A 16675-nucleotide genomic window follows, 5' to 3' on the forward strand; every position below is an offset into this window, starting at 1 on the left:
CATGGCTGACGCTGAACCACAGCTGATCATCTTTGATTGCGACGGTGTGCTCGTCGACAGCGAGCCGATCTCGATTAGCGTGCTGGTCGGGGCGATGAACGATCTCGGCGTCTCGATCACCGAGGACCAGGCCTATGAGCGCTTTCTCGGCCGCAGTCTGTCGACGATGGTCGACACGCTGGATACCGAATTCAACGTCCATGCCGGCGAGGAATTCCTCGAGCGCATCCGCACCGATCTCTACGCCCGTTTTCGCACTGAATTGAAGCCGATCGACGGTATCGCCGCAGCAATCGATGGGCTCGGCGTTCGCTGCTGCGTTGCCTCCTCAAGCCAGATGGAGCGGATCCGGCTGTCGCTGTCCGTCACCGGGCTGCTCGGCAGGCTGCCCGACATCTTTAGTGCGACGATGGTCAAGCGCGGCAAACCGGCGCCCGATCTTTTCCTGCATGCGGCGCGTGAAATGCGGGTGGAACCTGCACATTGCATTGTCGTCGAGGACAGCCCGGCCGGCGTTGCCGCCGCCAAGGCGGCGGGGATGACGGTGTTTGCCTTCACCGGCGGATCGCATGCCAACTTCGCCGGCTATCGCGCCGAACTCGACCGGCTTTCGCCGGAAGTGGTGTTTGACGCCATGCCTGAATTGATACACCTTGTCCGCAACCATAAGCTGGACGGGATCAAGATTTGATGCGGGATCATGTGGTTGCGGTGGATGTCGGCACCGGCAGTGCGCGCGCCGGCGTCTTCGATGCCCGTGGCCGCTTGCTCGCCAAGGCCGAACATCCGATCGTGATGAACCGGCCGCGCGAAAATCATGCCGAACACGATTCCGAAGACATCTGGTCCGCCGCCTGCACGGCGGTGCGTAGCGCCATGGAGCAATCCGGCATCGCAGCAGCCTCGGTCGGCGCGATCGGCTTCGACGCCACCTGTTCGCTTGTCGTCCGCGATGTCGAGGGCCATCAGCTCAGCGTTTCCACCGGCGGCGAGAGGCGGTTCGACACGATCGTCTGGCTCGATCACCGGGCGCTGAAGGAAGCCGATTTCTGCACGGCGACGGAGCACGCTGTGCTCGAACATTCCGGGCTTGTCATGTCGCCCGAAATGGAGATGCCAAAGCTGATGTGGCTGAAGAAGAAGCTGCCCTCCACATGGGAAAAGGCCGGCTACTTCTTCGATCTCGCCGATTTCATGACGTGGAAATCGACCGGATCGGCTGCCCGGTCGCGCTGTACGCTGACTGCGAAATGGAACTATCTCGCCCATCTCGAAAAGGGCTGGCAGCAGGATTTCCTGGAGCGGATCGGTCTCGAGGATCTTCAGGCGCGCGGCCAGCTGCCGGATGAGACTGTGCCGGTCGGCGGCAGCGTCGGCCGGCTGACACCTGGTGCGGCAGAGGCGCTGGGGCTGACCACGGACTGCCATGTCTCGGCTGGGATGATCGACGCCTATGCCGGCGCGCTCGGTGCACTCGGCGGGTATGCCGCCGATCCTGCTAAGCGCGAACACCAATTGGCGCTGATCGCCGGCACGTCGAGCTGCATTGTCACCTTCTCCAGGGAACGCAAGCCGAGCCATGGCATGTGGGGGCCCTATTACGAGGCGGTCTTTCCACAATCCTGGCTGGTGGAGGCCGGGCAATCGGCGACCGGTGCGCTGCTCGACCACATCGTGCGCATGCATGCCGCCGGCGGCGAGCCGACGGCGGCGCTGCATCAGAGGATCGTCGCACGCATTGCCGAATTGCGGGCCGAGGAAGGTGATGCCTTCGGGGGCCGCATTTTCGTGCTGCCGGATTTCCATGGCAATCGCTCGCCGCTTGCCGATCCGCATGCCGTCGGCGTGGTCAGCGGGCTGAGCCTCGATACATCCTTCGATGGCCTCTGCACGCTCTACTGGCGCACTGCGGTAGCGATTGCGCTCGGGATCCGCCATATCCTCGAAATGATGAAGGAATACGGCTACGTGCCCGATACGCTGCATATTGCCGGCGGGCATGTGAAGAACCCGGTGCTGATGGAGCTCTACAGCGATGCCACCGGCTGCAAGGTCGTGGTGCCGAAGATGAACGAGGCGGTGCTGCTCGGCACGGCGATCGCCGCATCTGTCGCCTGCGGCTTGCACGGGAATTTAGCGGCGGCTGGCGAGGCGATGTATCCGGGCGGCGACGTTCGGCTTCCCGACAAGGGAAAACAGGCGCTCTACGACCGCGACTACCGCCGCCTTCTCGCCATGCACAGGCATCGCGCCGAGCTGGAAACGATGCAATAACGGTTCAGTGGTTGGCCGTCTCGCCAAGGACTGTCGCAAATTCCAGCATGCGGCGGCGGCGAAGGGCCGCCTCTTCGCCGACTTCGAGGATCACGGATTCCGACAGGCAATCAAGCAGCGCGATCAGTGGCGGTAGATTGTCGAGGTCGGGCGCGCGGGCAGGCGGCAAGGGCAGCATGACGTTCGACTGATCCGCCATCCAGTCCGCCTGCTGCGGTGAAATGAGCACGACCTTATAACCGTAGCGCCGCGCCGTCCTGGCAAGCAGCCGCGCCTTGGCGAAGCGGCGACAGTCGATGATGACGAGCAGCGCGTCGTCGACCGCCAGCCGGGCGAAGAGTTCGGCAAAACGATTGTCGGCACCGTCAAGCGTGCGCACGCCGTCGCGGGCTTGCGTCAGCCGCTGGCAGAAATGATGGGCAAGGCTTGCAAGCCGGGCATGTGTGGCGATCGACACTTCGCGGGCAGTGCTGATCAGGCTGACGGCTTCGGACCAATGCGGCTGCGCCGTCAGATGGTAGATATGGTGGAGCGCCTGAATCTGTTCGGCAACCAGCACGGCGAGCGGTTTGCCCTCGGCGGCGTCCTGATGCAGCTCGCTCATGGCGCTTTGCAATTGCGCCGGCGATGTCGTCACGGTCTCGCGAATCTCGACTTTGACACTATCCAATCCCTGATAGCCGAGCGCGCGCAGGAAGCGCCCGACGGTCATCGGCGAGAGATCCAGCCGGTCGGCGACAGACGCAGCCGTCTCGAAAGGCAGGTCGTTCAGATGTTCGGTGAAATATTTCGCGATACGGCGTTCGGCCGGAGTACCGTTTTTTGCGTATTGCCTGAGTTTTTGCACAAAGTCTTCCACGTCAGCCTCCCCCGTTTTTCCTTAGAGGCGTTCCGCGGATGCGCTGTTGCGACCCCTTGTCTTTGCAACTATTTCGGAAGCTGCTTCTCAGGCCCATGCATATTCAGATACGTGACAATACTATATTAGCATTTAATTTTCGACAAGTTTTCTATTACCGCCTGCAATTTTATTCTCTCTTGTGGGTGGCATCAATCTTTCCTACATCTTCGGCGCAACCGGAGAAAGCTGAGACATGATCCTTGACGCCGCTCGACAATCGCTGACCAATTTGTTCGCGCCGGAAACACGTTCGGTCTTCTGGAAAGTGCTCGGGCTGACGATTCTCGTGCTGGTCGGTCTATGGTTCGCGCTGCGCGGGGCCTTCATGGCCTTCCTCTTTCCCTGGTTCACCAGCTTCTTTCCCGATGTGCCGGATTGGGCCGGGTGGCTCGCCCTGATTTTCGCAATCCTTGCCGGTATCGGTCTTGCGCTGATGCTGGCATTGCTGCTGTCGCCGGTCACGGCGCTGATCGCCGGCCTGTTCCTCGACGATGTCGCCGATGTCATCGAAAAACGCGATTATCCCAAGGACGCGGCGGGGACCGCCATGCCGCTCGGCCCGGCGATGGCAAGCTCGATCAAATTCCTCGGCGTGGTGATCCTCGGCAATATCGTCGCCTTGCTGCTGCTGTTCATCCCCGGCGTCAATCTGGTCGCCTTCTTTCTGGTGAACGGCTATCTGCTCGGACGGGAATTTTTCGAATTCGCCGCCATGCGCTTCCGGTCGCCTGAGGAGGCGCGGCTCTTCCGCGCCAAACACGCCTCCACCGTATTTCTTGGCGGGCTGGTGATCGCGCTTTTTCTGGCGATCCCCTTCGTCAACCTTCTGACCCCGCTGTTTGCCGCCGGCATGATGGTGCATCTGCACAAGATGATTTCCGCCCGCGACGCGGGTTTTCGGGCGTGAGGTTAGCCGGGCAGGACGGCGACCTGCTCTACTCGACGGCCTCGCCGATCACCTGCGGCGGTAGTTCGACGAGCGGCGCCGGCACATCCCAACTCTTTTCCGGCGACTTGCAGAGATCGGCGATGACGCAGCGTTCGCATTCGGGGCGGCGCGCCTTGCAGGTGTAGCGGCCGTGCAGGATCAGCCAGTGATGGGCATGGTAGAGGTAATGTTGCGGGATCACCTTCATCAGCCGCGCCTCGACTTCGTCGGGCGTCTTGCCGGGGGCAAGCTTGATGCGATTGGCAATTCGGAAGATATGGGTGTCGACGGCCATCGTCGCCTGGCCGAAGGCCATGGAGAGCACGACATTGGCGGTCTTGCGGCCGACGCCCGGCAATTTCACCAGTTCGTCGCGTGTCTCCGGCACCTTGCCGGCGAAATCATCGACCAGCATCTGCGAGAGGGCGATGACGTTTTTCGCCTTGTTGCGATAGAGGCCGATCGTCCTGATATAGTCGCGCAACCGCTCCTCGCCAAGTTCGAGCATCTTTTCCGGCGTATCGGCAACCTTGAAGAGGGCGCGGGTCGCCTTGTTGACGCCGACATCGGTTGCCTGCGCCGACAGTGCGACGGCGACGACGAGGGTGAAGGGATTGCTATGCTCGAGTTCGCCCCTCGGCTCCGGCCGCTGCACCGAGAAGCGGTGGAAGATCTCCTCACGCTCGGCGAGCGAATAGGCGGTCTTCACCGTCGCCGCCGGTTTGCGGCGAGCGATCACATTCGAGTTTTGCGACGGTCTGGTAACGGATTTGAGTTTCGGATTCGCCATGGTGAATCTATACTCAGCAGCCATGATGGAAAGCAACGCCGACAGCCTCAACGAGCAGCCTGTTTTCGCTGCCGAGCTTTTCCCCACCGATCGCTCGGCCGCCGGGGCTTCCGGGTGCTGCTGATCCTGTCCGGCGCCGTCTGCTTCCTCTATGGGATGTTCTTCATCGCGACCGGCGCCTGGCCGATCGGCTTTTTCTTCGGGCTGGATTTCGCATTGCTTTACGGCGCCTTCTGGCTGAACTACCGCTCCGGACGAGCGCGCGAGGAGATCACGGTGTCGCGTACCGACGTATCGGTACGCAAGTTTGCGCCATCGGGGCGGATGGTGGAGCACCATTTCAATCCGTTCTGGACGCGCTTCCTCGTTCGCCGGCATCAGGAGATCGGTATTCTCTCGATGCAGATCTTCGGCGAGGGTCGGCGCACCGATATCGGCTCGTTCCTCAACCCCGATGATCGTGAAAGCTTCGCCAAGGCCTTCAAGGGGGCGCTGGCCACGGTCAAGCAGCGTATCTGAACTTACCTCGCGGTGCGCAAGAAACGGGTGGTTTGCGAACAGCCAATTGATTATCTCCTTACGACAAGGAGAAAGACGATGAATATGATTGCGAACCTGCAGACAGACATAACGCCTGACGGCCCTGACTATGACATTGTCCGCCGGGTGATCGAACTCATCACCGAGGATTATCGCGACCAGCCTTCGCTGGAGGCGATCGCGGCGCGGCTCAACCAGTCGCCGACACAGCTGCAGAAGACCTTCACCCGCTGGGCCGGCCTGTCGCCCAAGGGCTTCCTGCAGGCAGTGACGCTCGACCACGCCAAGCGGCTGCTGCGCAAGGAAGACATGCCGCTGCTGGAGACCTCGATCGAGGTCGGCCTCTCCGGCCCGAGCCGGCTGCACGATCTTTTCGTAACCCATGAGGCGATGTCGCCTGGCGAATGGAAGGCGAAGGGCGGCGGTCTTACCATCCGCTACGGCTTCCACATCTGCCCTTTCGGCATCGCGCTGATCATGGTCACCGACCGCGGCCTTGCCGGCCTTGCCTTCAGCGATTCCGGCGACGAGAAAGCCTGCCTCGAGGATATGACCTGCCGTTGGCCGAATGCCCAATATGTCGAGGACCTGCAGGCGACGGTTCCCTATGCCGCCCGCATCTTCGAGCCCGGCAAATGGTCCTCGGAACAGCCGCTGCGGGTCGTGCTGATCGGCACGGATTTCCAGGTCAGCGTCTGGCAAAGTCTGATGAAAATCCCGTTCGGCAAGGCGGTTACCTATTCCGATATCGCCAAGGATATCGGCCGGCCGACGGCGCAGCGCGCCGTGGGGGCGGCGGTCGGGGCGAACCCGATCTCCTTCGTGGTGCCTTGCCATCGGGCGGTTGGCAAGAATGGCGCGCTGACCGGCTACCATTGGGGCTTGACCCGCAAGCGGGCGATGCTTGGCTGGGAGTCGGCGCACGCCTGATAGCAGGGTCCGGAGGATGGGGACCTAGCAGCAACGCGTTCGTCGCTTGTCGCTCCGACCGTTCGCTCCCGGCGTCGCTCACCCCACATCGCCTCGCTATCGCTCCGGCACTTCTCCCCGCTGGGGAGAAGAGGCAGCCGGAGATGTGTCGGCTAATTCCAGCAGCGCCCGTGCCGCGCTTTCATCGGTGATCAGCGTGTTGCAGCCGATGCGCTTGATCGTCGCGCGGATGGCGACGGCGCGGTGGGCGCCGCCGGAGGAGAGCACGATATGCTTGGCCTCCTTCAGCGTGTCGAGATCGACGGACATGACGCGCCGATTGATCGAGTGGTCGACCGAATTGCCGTCCTTGTCGAGAAAGTTGAACATGGTGTCGCAGACGCAGCCGGCAGCGATCAGCTCCCGCAGCTCGGCCTTCGAGATCCAGCCCTCCGACAGCGAGGTCGAATGCGGGCCGATATCGCCGCAGCTGACAATCGCCAGATCGAGGCTCTCGGCCAGACGGTAGATCGTATCCAGCCCGCATTTCTCGATCAGATTGCGCTTGGTCTCGACGGAATCGACGAGAAGCGGCGCCAAGAACATATAACATTCGGCGCCGAGCTGATTGGCCAGCCGCCATGTGTAATCGATCGGGTTCGTCTGGTGCACGGCGACGATGCCGCCGAGCAGCGAGACGACCTTGCAATTGGCGCGGCGCGGCGGCCGGAAGCTTGACAGCGAGGCGGTCATGGTTCGGCCCCAGCCGACGCCGATCGTATAGTCGTCCGGAATGGCTTCGGAGAGAAACTGGCCAAGCGCCAACCCGACATTCTTTGCCAGCGAATTGACGTCACTGCCGACCGGTGACGGCACGACGATTGCCTCGTCAAGGCCATAGGCGCGCTCCAGTCTCACCGAAAGCTCGACGCAGTCGCCGATTGAATCGTTGATCCAGATCTGGACTTCGCTACGCTTCATCGCTTCGTCGAGCAGGCGGATCACGGTGGTACGGCTGATGCCGAGCTGTTCGGCGACGTCCTTCTGGGTCAGACCCTCATTATAATAGAGCCATGCAGCCCTCAGCCGCAGCGAGGATGCTTCCGAAAAGGCCGTGTGCGTGCCGCGTTTAAGCTTGACCACATCTCCTCCGCACAATTCCTGCCCTGAATCCCTCACGAGATGAAAGGTCGCAGCGATACGCTTGTGCCTGGATAATGACGGGCGTGACACTTATGTCAATTGAAATGCACAAATGTCCTTGACTTTTCCCTGGCCGGATGGCGATAGTCCTGACGATAAAAGTCGTTCTGTCCGTCCGAGGAGGACATAGTGCGGGCATGCCGAAAGTCACGACCGGCCTTCCAGCCGCAGGCGGTATCGCTTACGTTCGGCGTGCGGTTTGCCCGGGAACAGGGCTACTTTGCTTCACGTTTATGAATCATCCGTGACGGATGCGCGCATTCTCGCCTGCAGCATGCAGACAATCTGTCGGTAGATCACCTTTGCCGGGCGGAACTCGCGCCGGTCGCAGCCCAAGTTCAACAAGGATTATTGACCATGACATCCAAGCTTGACCAACTCCGCGAGATTACCACTGTCGTCGCCGATACCGGCGATATCGAAGCCGTCGCCCGACTGAAGCCTGTGGATTGCACGACGAACCCGAGCATCGTGCTGAAGGCTCTGGGCACGCCGATGTTTGCCGATGCCATCAAGGAAGCCATCGCCTGGGGCAAGAAGCAGGGCGGCAATTCCGAAGCCGTTTCTTCCGCTGTCGCCGATCGCCTCGCCATCTCCGTCGGCGCAGCCCTGGTGAAGCTCGTCCCGGGCCGTGTCTCGACCGAAGTCGACGCCGATCTTTCGTTCGATACCGAGGCTTCGCTTGCCAAGGCGCGATCGATCATCGCCGCCTACAAGGAACGCGGCATCGATCAGGACCGCATTCTCATCAAGCTCGCTTCCACCTGGGAAGGCATCCGCGCCGCTGAGGTGCTGCAAAAAGAAGGCATCGACTGCAATCTGACGCTGCTCTTCAGCAAGGCCCAGGCAATCGCCTGCGCCGACGCCAAGGTGTTCCTGATCTCGCCCTTCGTCGGCCGCATCCTCGACTGGTACAAGAAATCAACGGGCAAGGACTACACCGCCGAGGAAGATCCGGGCGTCATCTCCGTCCGTGAAATCTACAATTACTACAAGGCGAACGATATCAAGACGATCGTCATGGGCGCCTCCTTCCGCAGCGCCGGCGAAATCGAAGCGCTTGCCGGTTGCGACCGCCTGACCATCAGCCCGAACCTGCTCGACGAACTCGCCAAGGATGAAGGCAAGCTGGAGCGCAAGCTTTCGCCGGAAGGCCGCAAGCCGGATCCGAAGGTTTCTGTCGACGAGAAGACCTTCCGCTGGATGATGAACGAAGATGCGATGGCGACGGAAAAACTCGCCGAAGGCATCCGCGCTTTCGCCAAGGATCTCGGAACGTTGCGCACCATGGTGCAGAAGGAACTGCAGCTCGCAGCCGCCTGATAGGGCGCGGGATGCAATCGAAGGCGCGGCTGCCGGCTGGCAGGCGCGCCTTTTTCGTGCTGTTATCAAGGACATATGCTGTCGGAGACTGGTATGGCGGATGAGGTACGGGCAAATTCGCTTGCAGTATTTGCCTACAAGCATGCGAGCTTCATCATATCAGTCCTTGCCGGACTGGTGGTCTTCTTGGCTGTGACCTCGCGCGACGTCAGCGCCGGCAACATCCTGTTCGGCTGGAATGTCAGCGCCGGCGTTTTTGTCGTGCTCAGCTGGCGCAAGATGCTGCGGGCGACAGTCGAAAGTATCCGGAAAAAGGCCGAGGATCTCGATTTTTCCGATACGGTTCTTTTGGCTCTTTCGATCGGCGCAGCCCTTGCCAGCATCGCCGGCATCGGCCTCGAGCTTCATTCCATCAAGGAAGCGGCGCCCGACGCGGCGCTGGCACGGGCAGGTGCTGCGGTGCTGACGATCCTGATCTCCTGGATGTTTCTGCATACGCTCTTCACCATCCACTACGCCCATTATTTCTATGGCGGGACAGACGGGGAGGGCGGCCTGAAGTTTCCTGATGGGATCGAAGAGCCCGGCTACTGGGATTTTCTCTATTTCTCTTTCACCATCGGCGTTGCCGCGCAGACGGCGGATGTCGCGGTCAGCTCGACCAGCATGCGTAAGCTGACCTTGCTGCATGCCGTGTTGTCGTTCCTTTTCAATACGACGATCCTGGCGCTGGCGATCAATGTCGGTGCGAGCCTGCTTTAGCTCATTGTATTGATGCATATCGTTATCCCCGAACCGCTGCACACTTCTGCACACTTCGGGGCGACATGCATTAACCCTTTGCCGCTGCCCTGAAGAGGGTCTCGAACTCGGCCAGATCGCCTGCAGCCACATCCGAAATCGCCCAGAACACCAACCCTCCGTCCGACCATTGCTTGATGTTGTAGCCGTCATCCACCGTCGTCGTCTGGGTGGCCGCGGCCGCCGGCCAGATGAACAGGTTGATGATATGGCCGTGGCGTCGGTAGACGAGAGCAGCAACGGCGCGATCACCGATGTAGTCGACACGTCCGCCGATCAGCGGAAAACCGCCCTTGGCGAGATCGCTGACCGGTGGTGAAAAATCGATCTTGCCGTTGAACCACGGTTTTACCGTGTGCTGATCCGAGGTCAGCACGTCGGTCAGATGATCGGCCATCATCGACCTGACATGGCTAGCCATGATCTGGTCCTGCAAAAGCAAGGCCGGCGACGGTGCGTTGATGAACAGGAAGGCGCCTGCTCCCAGCGCCGCGAGCGAAGGCACGAAGCTCCATTGCCGGAGGAAATCCAGCGTGCGCCGCCAGACTGGCGCTTGGCGCCGGAGCGGCAGGCCGGATGCGGCTGCCTGTTCGAAAGACAGCATTGACAGCACTTGCGAGCGCAGCGCCTCCGGCAGTTTCCATTTGATGCCATCCTGATCGATGATCTTTCTCACGGCACGAACCTTTTCCATCTCCGCCCTGCAATTCGCGCAGCTGGCAAGATGAGCCTCGAATTGCGCTGTATGGACGGAATCGAGTTCGTTATCGACAAAGCCGTGCAGCATGATGCGCCATTCCGGGCAGTCTTTCTCCTGGGCTTCACTCATGGTGCCGTCTCTCTTTTGCTGCATGCATCCCAGGCTTCGCCAAATTCACGGCGCGCCCTGGCAAGCCGCGACATGACCGTGCCGATCGGCGCATCGATGATCTCGGCGATCTGTCGGTAGGAAAGATCTTCAAGCTCGCGCAAGACAAGGATTTCCCGCATCGCCTCCGGAAGCCGGCTGATGACAGCGCGTACGCACTGCTGTTCGCTTCGTCGGATCGTCGCAGTCTCCGGCGAATCCTCCTCCGAGGCGATCTGGTATTCGCCGCCTTCGTCGAGGTCAGCATAGCCGTCATTGCCCAAAGACTGCTCGAACCGCGCTTTGCGGCGATCCTGCTGGCGCCAGACATGACAGCAGTTCCTGACAATGGCAAAGAGCCAGGCGCGCGGGTCGCCGCCACGATAGGTTTCGAAATTGCGATAGGCGCGCAGAAAGGCTTCCTGGACAATATCCTGCGCGGCATCAGCATCGCGGCTGAGGAAGCGGGCAAAATTATAAGCCGCATCAAGATGGGGAACGATGATGTCCTGAAAGGGCTGCATGAATTCATGCTGCACGCTCGTCTCGGTTGCCGAAGCGCCCCGATCGCTGCGCGATTTATCCGAGACCATGAAATGGAACAGCCACGCCGCACCGCCGAGAAAGACGGCCAGCGGTGATCGTGGAATGCGGGCTGCCGGCGCATGCCGGGCCAGCAGCAAATCGGTCGGTCCGAGAGGATAGGTGATCTGGATGTTTGTCATCATTCTCCCCGCCTCAACAGCAGCCGAATTCGGGCGTCGGACCCGCAGGCATGCAATGCGGCCCCTTGCGGTCTAGACCGATCGGCAAGCGGTTTTATTCCATGTCGACGCCAGTTTTTTGCATGCAGGCGGGCGTCAGTCGTGCGCGATAGAAATAGAACAACATTTTCAACAGCTTGAAGAAAATACTCCCGAGATTGGGAATAAGTGCGCCGTGCCGGCGATCTAGTTCGGCAGCGAGGACATCTGAACAATCCAGTCTTCGCCACCAGAAATGCCATCAACGAGAGGAGGCATAATCATGTTTACCATGTCACGTCGCGCCGTCCTGGGATCGGCTGCCGCGGCGGCTGCATTCGGTCTGTCGTCGAACCTCGAATTCGTCATGCCGGCGCTCGCCGCAACGCCGCTGGAGCCGATGGTCGGCTTCTACAAATACACGATCGGGGATGTCGAAGTCACGGCGATCTATGACGGCATCTGGAAAAAGCCGCATGACCCGACTTTCATCAAGAACGCTTCGATCGAGGACACCAAGGAGGCGCTTTCCAAGGCTGGGCTCACGACCGAATTCATGCCGATTCCGCTGACAGTGGTCGTCCTGAAGCTCGGCGACCGTCTGATCATGATGGACGCGGGCTCGGGCGTCGGTCAATGGCAGGCAAATGCCACGCATCTGCCGGCGAACATGGCGGCCGCCGGCATCGACTACAAGAAGATCGACACGATCATGCTCTCGCATTTCCATCCGGACCATGTCTGGGGGCTGATGGAAAAGGGAACGAACGATCCAGTCTTCCCGAACGCCGAACTCATCGTCAACGCCGTCGAATACAGTTGGTGGACCGAGCCCGGCCGGGTCGAGAAGCTTGCGGAGGGCCGCAGACCGGCCGGCAAACGCATCGCCGAGGTTTTTCCGACATGGAAGAACTGGAAGCAGGTTGACGACGGGGCCGAGGTTGCACCGGGAGTGCTTCTTCTCGCTGCGCCCGGCCACACGCCTGGCCATTCGGCCTATCTTGTCACCTCCGGCAACAAGCAACTGCTTGTCTCGGCCGACATCATGTATGTGCCGGCCCTGCTTGCGCCGCATCCCGAATGGCAAGGCAGCTACGACCAGGACGGGCCGATGGCCGTCGGCACGCGCCGGCGCCTGATCGACCGCATCATCGCCGACAATATCGCGATCTGCGGCTCGCATTTCCCTTTCCCCGGCTCGGGCAGGTTCGTCAAGGACGGAAATGCCTATGGCTTTACACCGACAGTCCAGGCCTGAAAGGCCGAAAGGAGACCATCATGAAATATGCAATTCTCGGATTCATCTGGCTTTGTGCCATATGCGCGGGCTTTTCCGCGGTGACGGCGCTTCCCGCCTTTGCCGTCGACAATATGGAATCGACGGACGCTCCCGACCTGTCGTCGGTGCGCGCCAAGATCGATACCAAGGATTACGACGGCGCCCTGGCAGAGCTTCGCGGCCTTGCCGAGGACAACCAGCAGGCGGATGTCTATAATCTGATGGGATATACGCTGCGCAAGACGGGCGACTACAAAACGTCCCTGACCTACTACACCAAGGCACTGGAGCTTCAGCCCGATCACAAGGCAGCGCGTGAATATCTCGGCGAACTCTATATCGAGACAGGCGAGATGACGAAGGCCGAGGAGCAGGTGTCATCATTGAAGCAACTTTGCCCGAGCGGCTGCGAAGAACTCGAAGACCTGCAAAAGGCCATTGCGGCCAAGGGCGGCAAATGACGAGCATATGAACGCAAGAGCAGGCGGCACGACCGCCTGCCCGTCTCAAACCGGAGGATATGATGGAAAGCGCCTCAAGCCGGCCCGGACTGGCCGATCTCATTCTTCTCCTCGGCAGGCTTCTGCTGTCACTGATCTTTCTGCATGAAGCCTGGTCGCTCGCGACGGATATCACCGCGACCGTCGATACTTTCGCAAAACTCGGGCTCTCGGCGCCGGTTGCCTTCGCCACCATCGCCCTTCAAATCGGTGCCGGCCTGTCCATTGCGACAGGCTTTCTCTGCCGGCTTGGCGCCTTGGCGCTGGCGTTCTTCTGCCTGGCGACCGCCTTGCTCTTCCACACCAATCTTGCGAGCCAGAACGAGCTTCTGCATTTCGAGAAGGACCTGGCGATTGCCGGCGGCATGTTCGTCCTGGCGGCGTCGGGCGCAGGATCGATATCGATCGACAATCTGCTGCGAAAGCGAACAAATGGACTGCATCCCTGGCTGCGCGCGGTGCTGTAGTCGAGGCTCTGCGAGCATCCTGCGGCGCAATAAAATCGAATAAAACCGAACAAACGGCGGCATCGTTGCGGCTACACTTATGGCGACAGGTCAGGAGTGTGCCAGTGATGCCTTCCGCGCAAAACAAACAGCAAAAGCCAACTCTCGTCTTTCTGGGAAAGGGCGCTGCAACGATATCGTCTCGAAATTGAATGCGAACGGATATGCCGCGGTTGCTGTATCGGCGCCAAGACTCTTCGACGTCTTGCGATCCGACGGCATATTTCTGCTATGTTGCGCAGCTTCGGCCGAACATGACTGATAAAAGCGGTCGCGTCCCCCAGTTGAAATAGACCGCAGGCTCGAAAAGCGGATGTGCAAAACAGTCAAGGAGTGTCCGCCAGAAGGCCGGGTATACGACGACAGGCACTATCCCGCCAGAGGCGCGTCAGTAGGCTCGCGGCGGCAAGCGCAAGTCATACGATCTTGCTGTCTCAAGCTGCCGCCCATCCATCTCTCCCAAATCCTGTGTTTGGGGGAATCTAGAAGACCGCCTGGCCGGCCATCAGCGCGAGAACCAGGAAGATCAGGAAGATCACCAGCGCGATGCCGAAGAGAACGCGGGCGATCGTCGCCGTGGCTGCCGAGACGCCGGAGAAACCGAAAAAGCCGGCGATGATCGAAATTACGAAAAATATCAGAGCCCATTTCAGCATGACGTCATCCTTTGCGGTTGCCTGAGAAAGACGCTGCAACGGGCAATTTGTTCCGGATCGTTTGGAATGGAATGACGTTCTCTCCCTAAAGCGCGCCGCATCGAATTCGATTCATGCGACGCGCTTTAGTCCTCTGTTTTTATGCATGTCGTTATTTCCCGGAACCGCTGCACACTTCCGGGCGACATGCATTGGGAATACGGGTCTTTTCAAAGCCTGTCCGATCTGTTTGAAGAGACTGTCGATTGCCCCGTCGATGAAAGCTCGATCACCATGCCAGCTTTTCTGGATCAGCATACGTTTTCCGCCTATTTCGAAGTGATCATGATCAATCTCCTGCTGTCGGGAGACAATGTCATCGTCATCGGCATGGCTGCCGCCGGCCTCGTCGGCGAGCTGCGCGGCAAGGCGATCGCCGTCGGTATCGCGGCGGCCGCCGTCATCCGCATTGTCTTCGCGGTCATCGCCGCCAAGCTTCTGGCGATTACCGGCATCACGCTCGCCGGCGGCCTGATGCTGCTCTGGATCTGCTGGACGATGGGCCGCGAGCTCATTTCGGAGGGCGCGGAGGGGGCTCATGCCGGCGAAGCCGTCGTGCATATCAAGCCGAAACTCTTCCGGCAGGCGATTGGCCAGATCATCTTCGCCGACGTCTCGATGTCGCTCGACAATGTGCTCGCCGTCGCCGGGGCGGCCAAGGACAATATGAGCGCGCTGATCTTCGGGCTGATCCTCTCGGTGCTATTGATGGGCGTCGCGTCGAATTTCGTCGCCAGGCTGCTCAACTGCTATCGGTGGATCGGTTGGTTCGGCCTTGCGATCATCGTCTATGTCGCGATCGACATGATCTGGAGCGGCGGCGGTCAATTGCTGGCGCTTTATAACCACACAGCCTGAGATCCGCCGGGGCGAACCAATGCAGAACGCCCATCTCCGCCGGCAACGACGGATCGTGGGGTCTGGGTTTCCCTCCGAATCCTGTTCTAAATTAAAGAGTTAGAGCATGATGTCATGAGAAACATCATGCTCTAACGAAGGTCAGCCGTGATTGATCATCACATGGCGCACGGCGGTGTAATCCTCCAGCGCGTAGGTCGACATGTCCTTGCCGTAGCCCGATTGTTTCAGACCGCCATGCGGCATTTCGTTGACCAGCATGAAATGCGTGTTGATCCAGGTGCAGCCATATTGCAGCCGGGCGGCCGTCTTCATGCCGCGGCCAATATCCTTGGTCCAGACCGAGGAGGCGAGGCCGTAATCGCTGTCGTTTGCCCAGGCGACGGCATCGTCGGCATCGGAAAAGCGGGTGACCGAGACGACCGGGCCGAAGACCTCGCGGCGGACGATCTCGTCGTCCTGCAGGGCGCCAGCAATGACCGTCGGGGTGAAGAAGAAGCCCTTGTCGCCCGAGACCTTGCCGCCGGTGGTGACCTCCATGTGCTTGTGCTCGGAAGCGCGGGCGACGAAGCTTTCGACGCGGTCGCGCTGGCGCCTGGAGATCAGCGGACCGATCTCGTTTTGAGTATCGTCGGCCTGGTTGAAGCGGATGCTCGATACCGCCGAGGAAAGATCGGCGACGAAATTGTCGTAGACCCTGGCATCGGCATAGATGCGGCAGGCGGCCGTGCAGTCCTGGCCGGCATTGTAATAGCCGAAGGTGCGGATGCCTGACACGACGGCGTCGATATCGGCATCGTCGAAGACGATGACGGGGGCCTTGCCGCCGAGTTCCAGGTGGGTGCGCTTGACCGTCTTGGCGGCAGCCTGCAGCACCTTTTTGCCGGTGGCGACATCGCCCGTGATCGAGACCATGCCGATCTTGGCATGATTGATCAGCGCGTTGCCGACGCTCTCGCCGCGGCCGAGGATGACGTTGACGACGCCTTCGGGCAGGATTTCGGAAAGCAGCTTGGCCATCTTCAGTGCCGTCAGCGGCGTCTGCTCCGAGGGCTTGAAGACGACGGTATTGCCGCCGGCGATCGCCGGGGCCAGCTTCCAGGCCATCATCATCAGCGGATAGTTCCACGGCGCGATCGAGCCAACGATGCCGATCGGATCGCGACGGATCATCGAGGTGTGACCGGGCAGATATTCGCCGGCGGCCGGTGCGTGCAGATTGCGCACGGCGCCGGCGAAGAAGCGATAACAATCGACGATAGCCGGAATTTCATCGTTGAGCACTGAATTGATCGGTTTGCCGCAGTTCAGCGCCTCCAGCGTGGCGAAGCCGGCGGCATCCTTTTCGATGGCGTCGGCGATCTTCAGGAGGTAGCCGGAACGTTCGCCCGGCGTCGTCTGCGACCAGCTCCTGAAGGCTTTTTCGGCGGCATCGACGGCGGCGTCGACCTGGGAGAGCGAGGCCTCGGGAAGGTCGATCACCGTCTCGCCGGTCTTCGGGTTCAGGATGTGCTCTTCCGTCTCCGTGCCGTTTTCGAAGCGGGAACCGATCAGCATCTGCGTATCCATGATGTTCTC

General features: G+C 60.5%; 17 protein-coding genes and 1 pseudogene. 11 read left to right on the forward strand and 7 right to left on the reverse strand.

Annotated elements, in window-relative coordinates:
- Nucleotide 1 precedes the first annotated feature (1 nt).
- Nucleotides 2-691, forward strand: a complete 690-nt coding sequence (locus tag MF410_RS21855) for an HAD family hydrolase (protein ID WP_097628656.1) — start codon at nucleotides 2-4, stop codon at nucleotides 689-691.
- The gene (locus MF410_RS21860) at nucleotides 691-2274 is read left to right on the forward strand and encodes an FGGY-family carbohydrate kinase (RefSeq protein WP_097628657.1); all 1584 of its coding nucleotides are present in this window, start codon (nucleotides 691-693) and stop codon (nucleotides 2272-2274) included. Before MF410_RS21855 ends, MF410_RS21860 begins: the two co-directional genes overlap by 1 nt.
- Before the next feature lie 4 nt (nucleotides 2275-2278).
- On the opposite strand, the gene MF410_RS21865 is transcribed toward MF410_RS21860, so the two are convergent.
- The gene (locus MF410_RS21865; protein ID WP_097628658.1) at nucleotides 2279-3133 is read right to left on the reverse strand and encodes a MurR/RpiR family transcriptional regulator; all 855 of its coding nucleotides are present in this window, start codon (nucleotides 3131-3133) and stop codon (nucleotides 2279-2281) included.
- A 235-nt stretch (nucleotides 3134-3368) separates the two neighbouring features.
- On the opposite strand from MF410_RS21865, the gene MF410_RS21870 reads away from it, so the two are divergent.
- Nucleotides 3369-4082 (forward strand): sulfate transporter family protein, encoded by a 714-nt coding sequence (locus MF410_RS21870; protein ID WP_097628659.1) that lies wholly within the window; start codon nucleotides 3369-3371, stop codon nucleotides 4080-4082.
- A 28-nt stretch (nucleotides 4083-4110) separates the two neighbouring features.
- Here MF410_RS21870 and nth read toward each other — a convergent pair whose 3' ends face one another.
- Nucleotides 4111-4917: an endonuclease III gene (nth, locus tag MF410_RS21875; protein ID WP_179867169.1), complete on the reverse strand. Its 807-nt coding sequence runs from the start codon at nucleotides 4915-4917 to the stop codon at nucleotides 4111-4113.
- On the opposite strand from nth, the pseudogene MF410_RS21880 reads away from it, so the two are divergent.
- Together MF410_RS21880 and MF410_RS21885 are read left to right on the forward strand one after the other, a co-directional pair.
- A pseudogene (locus MF410_RS21880) lies at nucleotides 4916-5412 on the forward strand (DUF2244 domain-containing protein). The gene nth and the pseudogene MF410_RS21880 sit on opposite strands and share 2 nt — an antisense overlap.
- A 78-nt stretch (nucleotides 5413-5490) precedes the next feature.
- On the forward strand, nucleotides 5491-6363 hold the full coding sequence (locus tag MF410_RS21885) for a bifunctional helix-turn-helix domain-containing protein/methylated-DNA--[protein]-cysteine S-methyltransferase (RefSeq protein ID WP_088937521.1): 873 nt from the start codon (nucleotides 5491-5493) through the stop codon (nucleotides 6361-6363).
- A 96-nt stretch (nucleotides 6364-6459) separates the two neighbouring features.
- Here MF410_RS21885 and MF410_RS21890 read toward each other — a convergent pair whose 3' ends face one another.
- Complete coding sequence (locus MF410_RS21890) at nucleotides 6460-7485, reverse strand: sugar-binding transcriptional regulator (RefSeq protein WP_097628661.1); 1026 nt, start codon at nucleotides 7483-7485, stop codon at nucleotides 6460-6462.
- Between the two features lie 417 nt (nucleotides 7486-7902).
- Here MF410_RS21890 and tal point away from each other — a divergent pair, with 417 nt between their 5' ends.
- Nucleotides 7903-8868 (forward strand): transaldolase, encoded by a 966-nt coding sequence (tal, locus tag MF410_RS21895; protein WP_097628662.1) that lies wholly within the window; start codon nucleotides 7903-7905, stop codon nucleotides 8866-8868.
- 93 nt (nucleotides 8869-8961) lie between these two features.
- Nucleotides 8962-9630: a DUF1345 domain-containing protein gene (locus tag MF410_RS21900; RefSeq protein WP_097628663.1), complete on the forward strand. Its 669-nt coding sequence runs from the start codon at nucleotides 8962-8964 to the stop codon at nucleotides 9628-9630.
- A 70-nt stretch (nucleotides 9631-9700) separates the two neighbouring features.
- Here MF410_RS21900 and MF410_RS21905 read toward each other — a convergent pair whose 3' ends face one another.
- Together MF410_RS21905 and MF410_RS21910 are read right to left on the reverse strand one after the other, a co-directional pair.
- A complete protein-coding gene (locus MF410_RS21905) occupies nucleotides 9701-10498 on the reverse strand; it encodes an anti-sigma factor (RefSeq protein ID WP_097628664.1) in 798 nt (265 codons plus the stop codon).
- Nucleotides 10495-11244: a sigma-70 family RNA polymerase sigma factor gene (locus MF410_RS21910; RefSeq protein ID WP_097628665.1), complete on the reverse strand. Its 750-nt coding sequence runs from the start codon at nucleotides 11242-11244 to the stop codon at nucleotides 10495-10497. The genes MF410_RS21905 and MF410_RS21910 overlap by 4 nt, the downstream gene beginning before the upstream one ends.
- A gap of 298 nt (nucleotides 11245-11542) precedes the next feature.
- On the opposite strand from MF410_RS21910, the gene MF410_RS21915 reads away from it, so the two are divergent.
- Genes MF410_RS21915 through MF410_RS21925 form a run of 3 tightly spaced genes read left to right on the forward strand, consistent with a single transcriptional unit; the run spans nucleotide 11543 to nucleotide 13505 of the window.
- Entirely contained in the window at nucleotides 11543-12517 is a 975-nt protein-coding gene (locus MF410_RS21915) for an MBL fold metallo-hydrolase (protein ID WP_097628666.1), read from the forward strand.
- 17 nt (nucleotides 12518-12534) lie between these two features.
- Complete coding sequence (locus MF410_RS21920) at nucleotides 12535-12999, forward strand: tetratricopeptide repeat protein (RefSeq protein ID WP_179867173.1); 465 nt, start codon at nucleotides 12535-12537, stop codon at nucleotides 12997-12999.
- A 59-nt stretch (nucleotides 13000-13058) separates the two neighbouring features.
- Entirely contained in the window at nucleotides 13059-13505 is a 447-nt protein-coding gene (locus MF410_RS21925; RefSeq protein ID WP_165503906.1) for a DoxX family protein, read from the forward strand.
- A gap of 521 nt (nucleotides 13506-14026) precedes the next feature.
- Here MF410_RS21925 and MF410_RS21930 read toward each other — a convergent pair.
- The gene (locus MF410_RS21930) at nucleotides 14027-14200 is read right to left on the reverse strand and encodes a DUF1328 domain-containing protein (RefSeq protein WP_003590176.1); all 174 of its coding nucleotides are present in this window, start codon (nucleotides 14198-14200) and stop codon (nucleotides 14027-14029) included.
- A 273-nt stretch (nucleotides 14201-14473) separates the two neighbouring features.
- Between MF410_RS21930 and MF410_RS21935 the strand changes: the two genes are divergently transcribed.
- The gene (locus MF410_RS21935) at nucleotides 14474-15097 is read left to right on the forward strand and encodes a YjbE family putative metal transport protein (RefSeq protein ID WP_239620054.1); all 624 of its coding nucleotides are present in this window, start codon (nucleotides 14474-14476) and stop codon (nucleotides 15095-15097) included.
- A 141-nt stretch (nucleotides 15098-15238) separates the two neighbouring features.
- Here the strand turns inward: MF410_RS21935 and MF410_RS21940 are convergent, their stop codons facing one another.
- The gene (locus tag MF410_RS21940; protein WP_097628669.1) at nucleotides 15239-16666 is read right to left on the reverse strand and encodes a gamma-aminobutyraldehyde dehydrogenase; all 1428 of its coding nucleotides are present in this window, start codon (nucleotides 16664-16666) and stop codon (nucleotides 15239-15241) included.
- Nucleotides 16667-16675 lie beyond the last annotated feature (9 nt).

The sequence above is a fragment of the Rhizobium sp. C104 genome (genome assembly GCF_022354505.1).
In the GTDB taxonomy this organism is placed as follows: Bacteria; Pseudomonadota; Alphaproteobacteria; order Rhizobiales; family Rhizobiaceae; genus Rhizobium; species Rhizobium redzepovicii.

Coding starts and splice junctions, on each gene's coding strand:
- MF410_RS21930 (WP_003590176.1), bottom strand. CDS start 14,200: ATGCTGAAATGGGCTCTGATATTTTTCGTAATTTCGATCATCGCCGGC.
- MF410_RS21905 (WP_097628664.1), bottom strand. CDS start 10,498: ATGAGTGAAGCCCAGGAGAAAGACTGCCCGGAATGGCGCATCATGCTG.
- MF410_RS21910 (WP_097628665.1), bottom strand. CDS start 11,244: ATGATGACAAACATCCAGATCACCTATCCTCTCGGACCGACCGATTTG.
- MF410_RS21940 (WP_097628669.1), bottom strand. CDS start 16,666: ATGGATACGCAGATGCTGATCGGTTCCCGCTTCGAAAACGGCACGGAG.
- MF410_RS21915 (WP_097628666.1), top strand. CDS start 11,543: ATGTTTACCATGTCACGTCGCGCCGTCCTGGGATCGGCTGCCGCGGCG.
- MF410_RS21870 (WP_097628659.1), top strand. CDS start 3,369: ATGATCCTTGACGCCGCTCGACAATCGCTGACCAATTTGTTCGCGCCG.
- MF410_RS21900 (WP_097628663.1), top strand. CDS start 8,962: ATGGCGGATGAGGTACGGGCAAATTCGCTTGCAGTATTTGCCTACAAG.
- MF410_RS21885 (WP_088937521.1), top strand. CDS start 5,491: ATGAATATGATTGCGAACCTGCAGACAGACATAACGCCTGACGGCCCT.
- MF410_RS21860 (WP_097628657.1), top strand. CDS start 691: ATGCGGGATCATGTGGTTGCGGTGGATGTCGGCACCGGCAGTGCGCGC.
- MF410_RS21925 (WP_165503906.1), top strand. CDS start 13,059: ATGATGGAAAGCGCCTCAAGCCGGCCCGGACTGGCCGATCTCATTCTT.
- nth (WP_179867169.1), bottom strand. CDS start 4,917: ATGGCTGCTGAGTATAGATTCACCATGGCGAATCCGAAACTCAAATCC.
- tal (WP_097628662.1), top strand. CDS start 7,903: ATGACATCCAAGCTTGACCAACTCCGCGAGATTACCACTGTCGTCGCC.
- MF410_RS21855 (WP_097628656.1), top strand. CDS start 2: ATGGCTGACGCTGAACCACAGCTGATCATCTTTGATTGCGACGGTGTG.
- MF410_RS21935 (WP_239620054.1), top strand. CDS start 14,474: ATGCCAGCTTTTCTGGATCAGCATACGTTTTCCGCCTATTTCGAAGTG.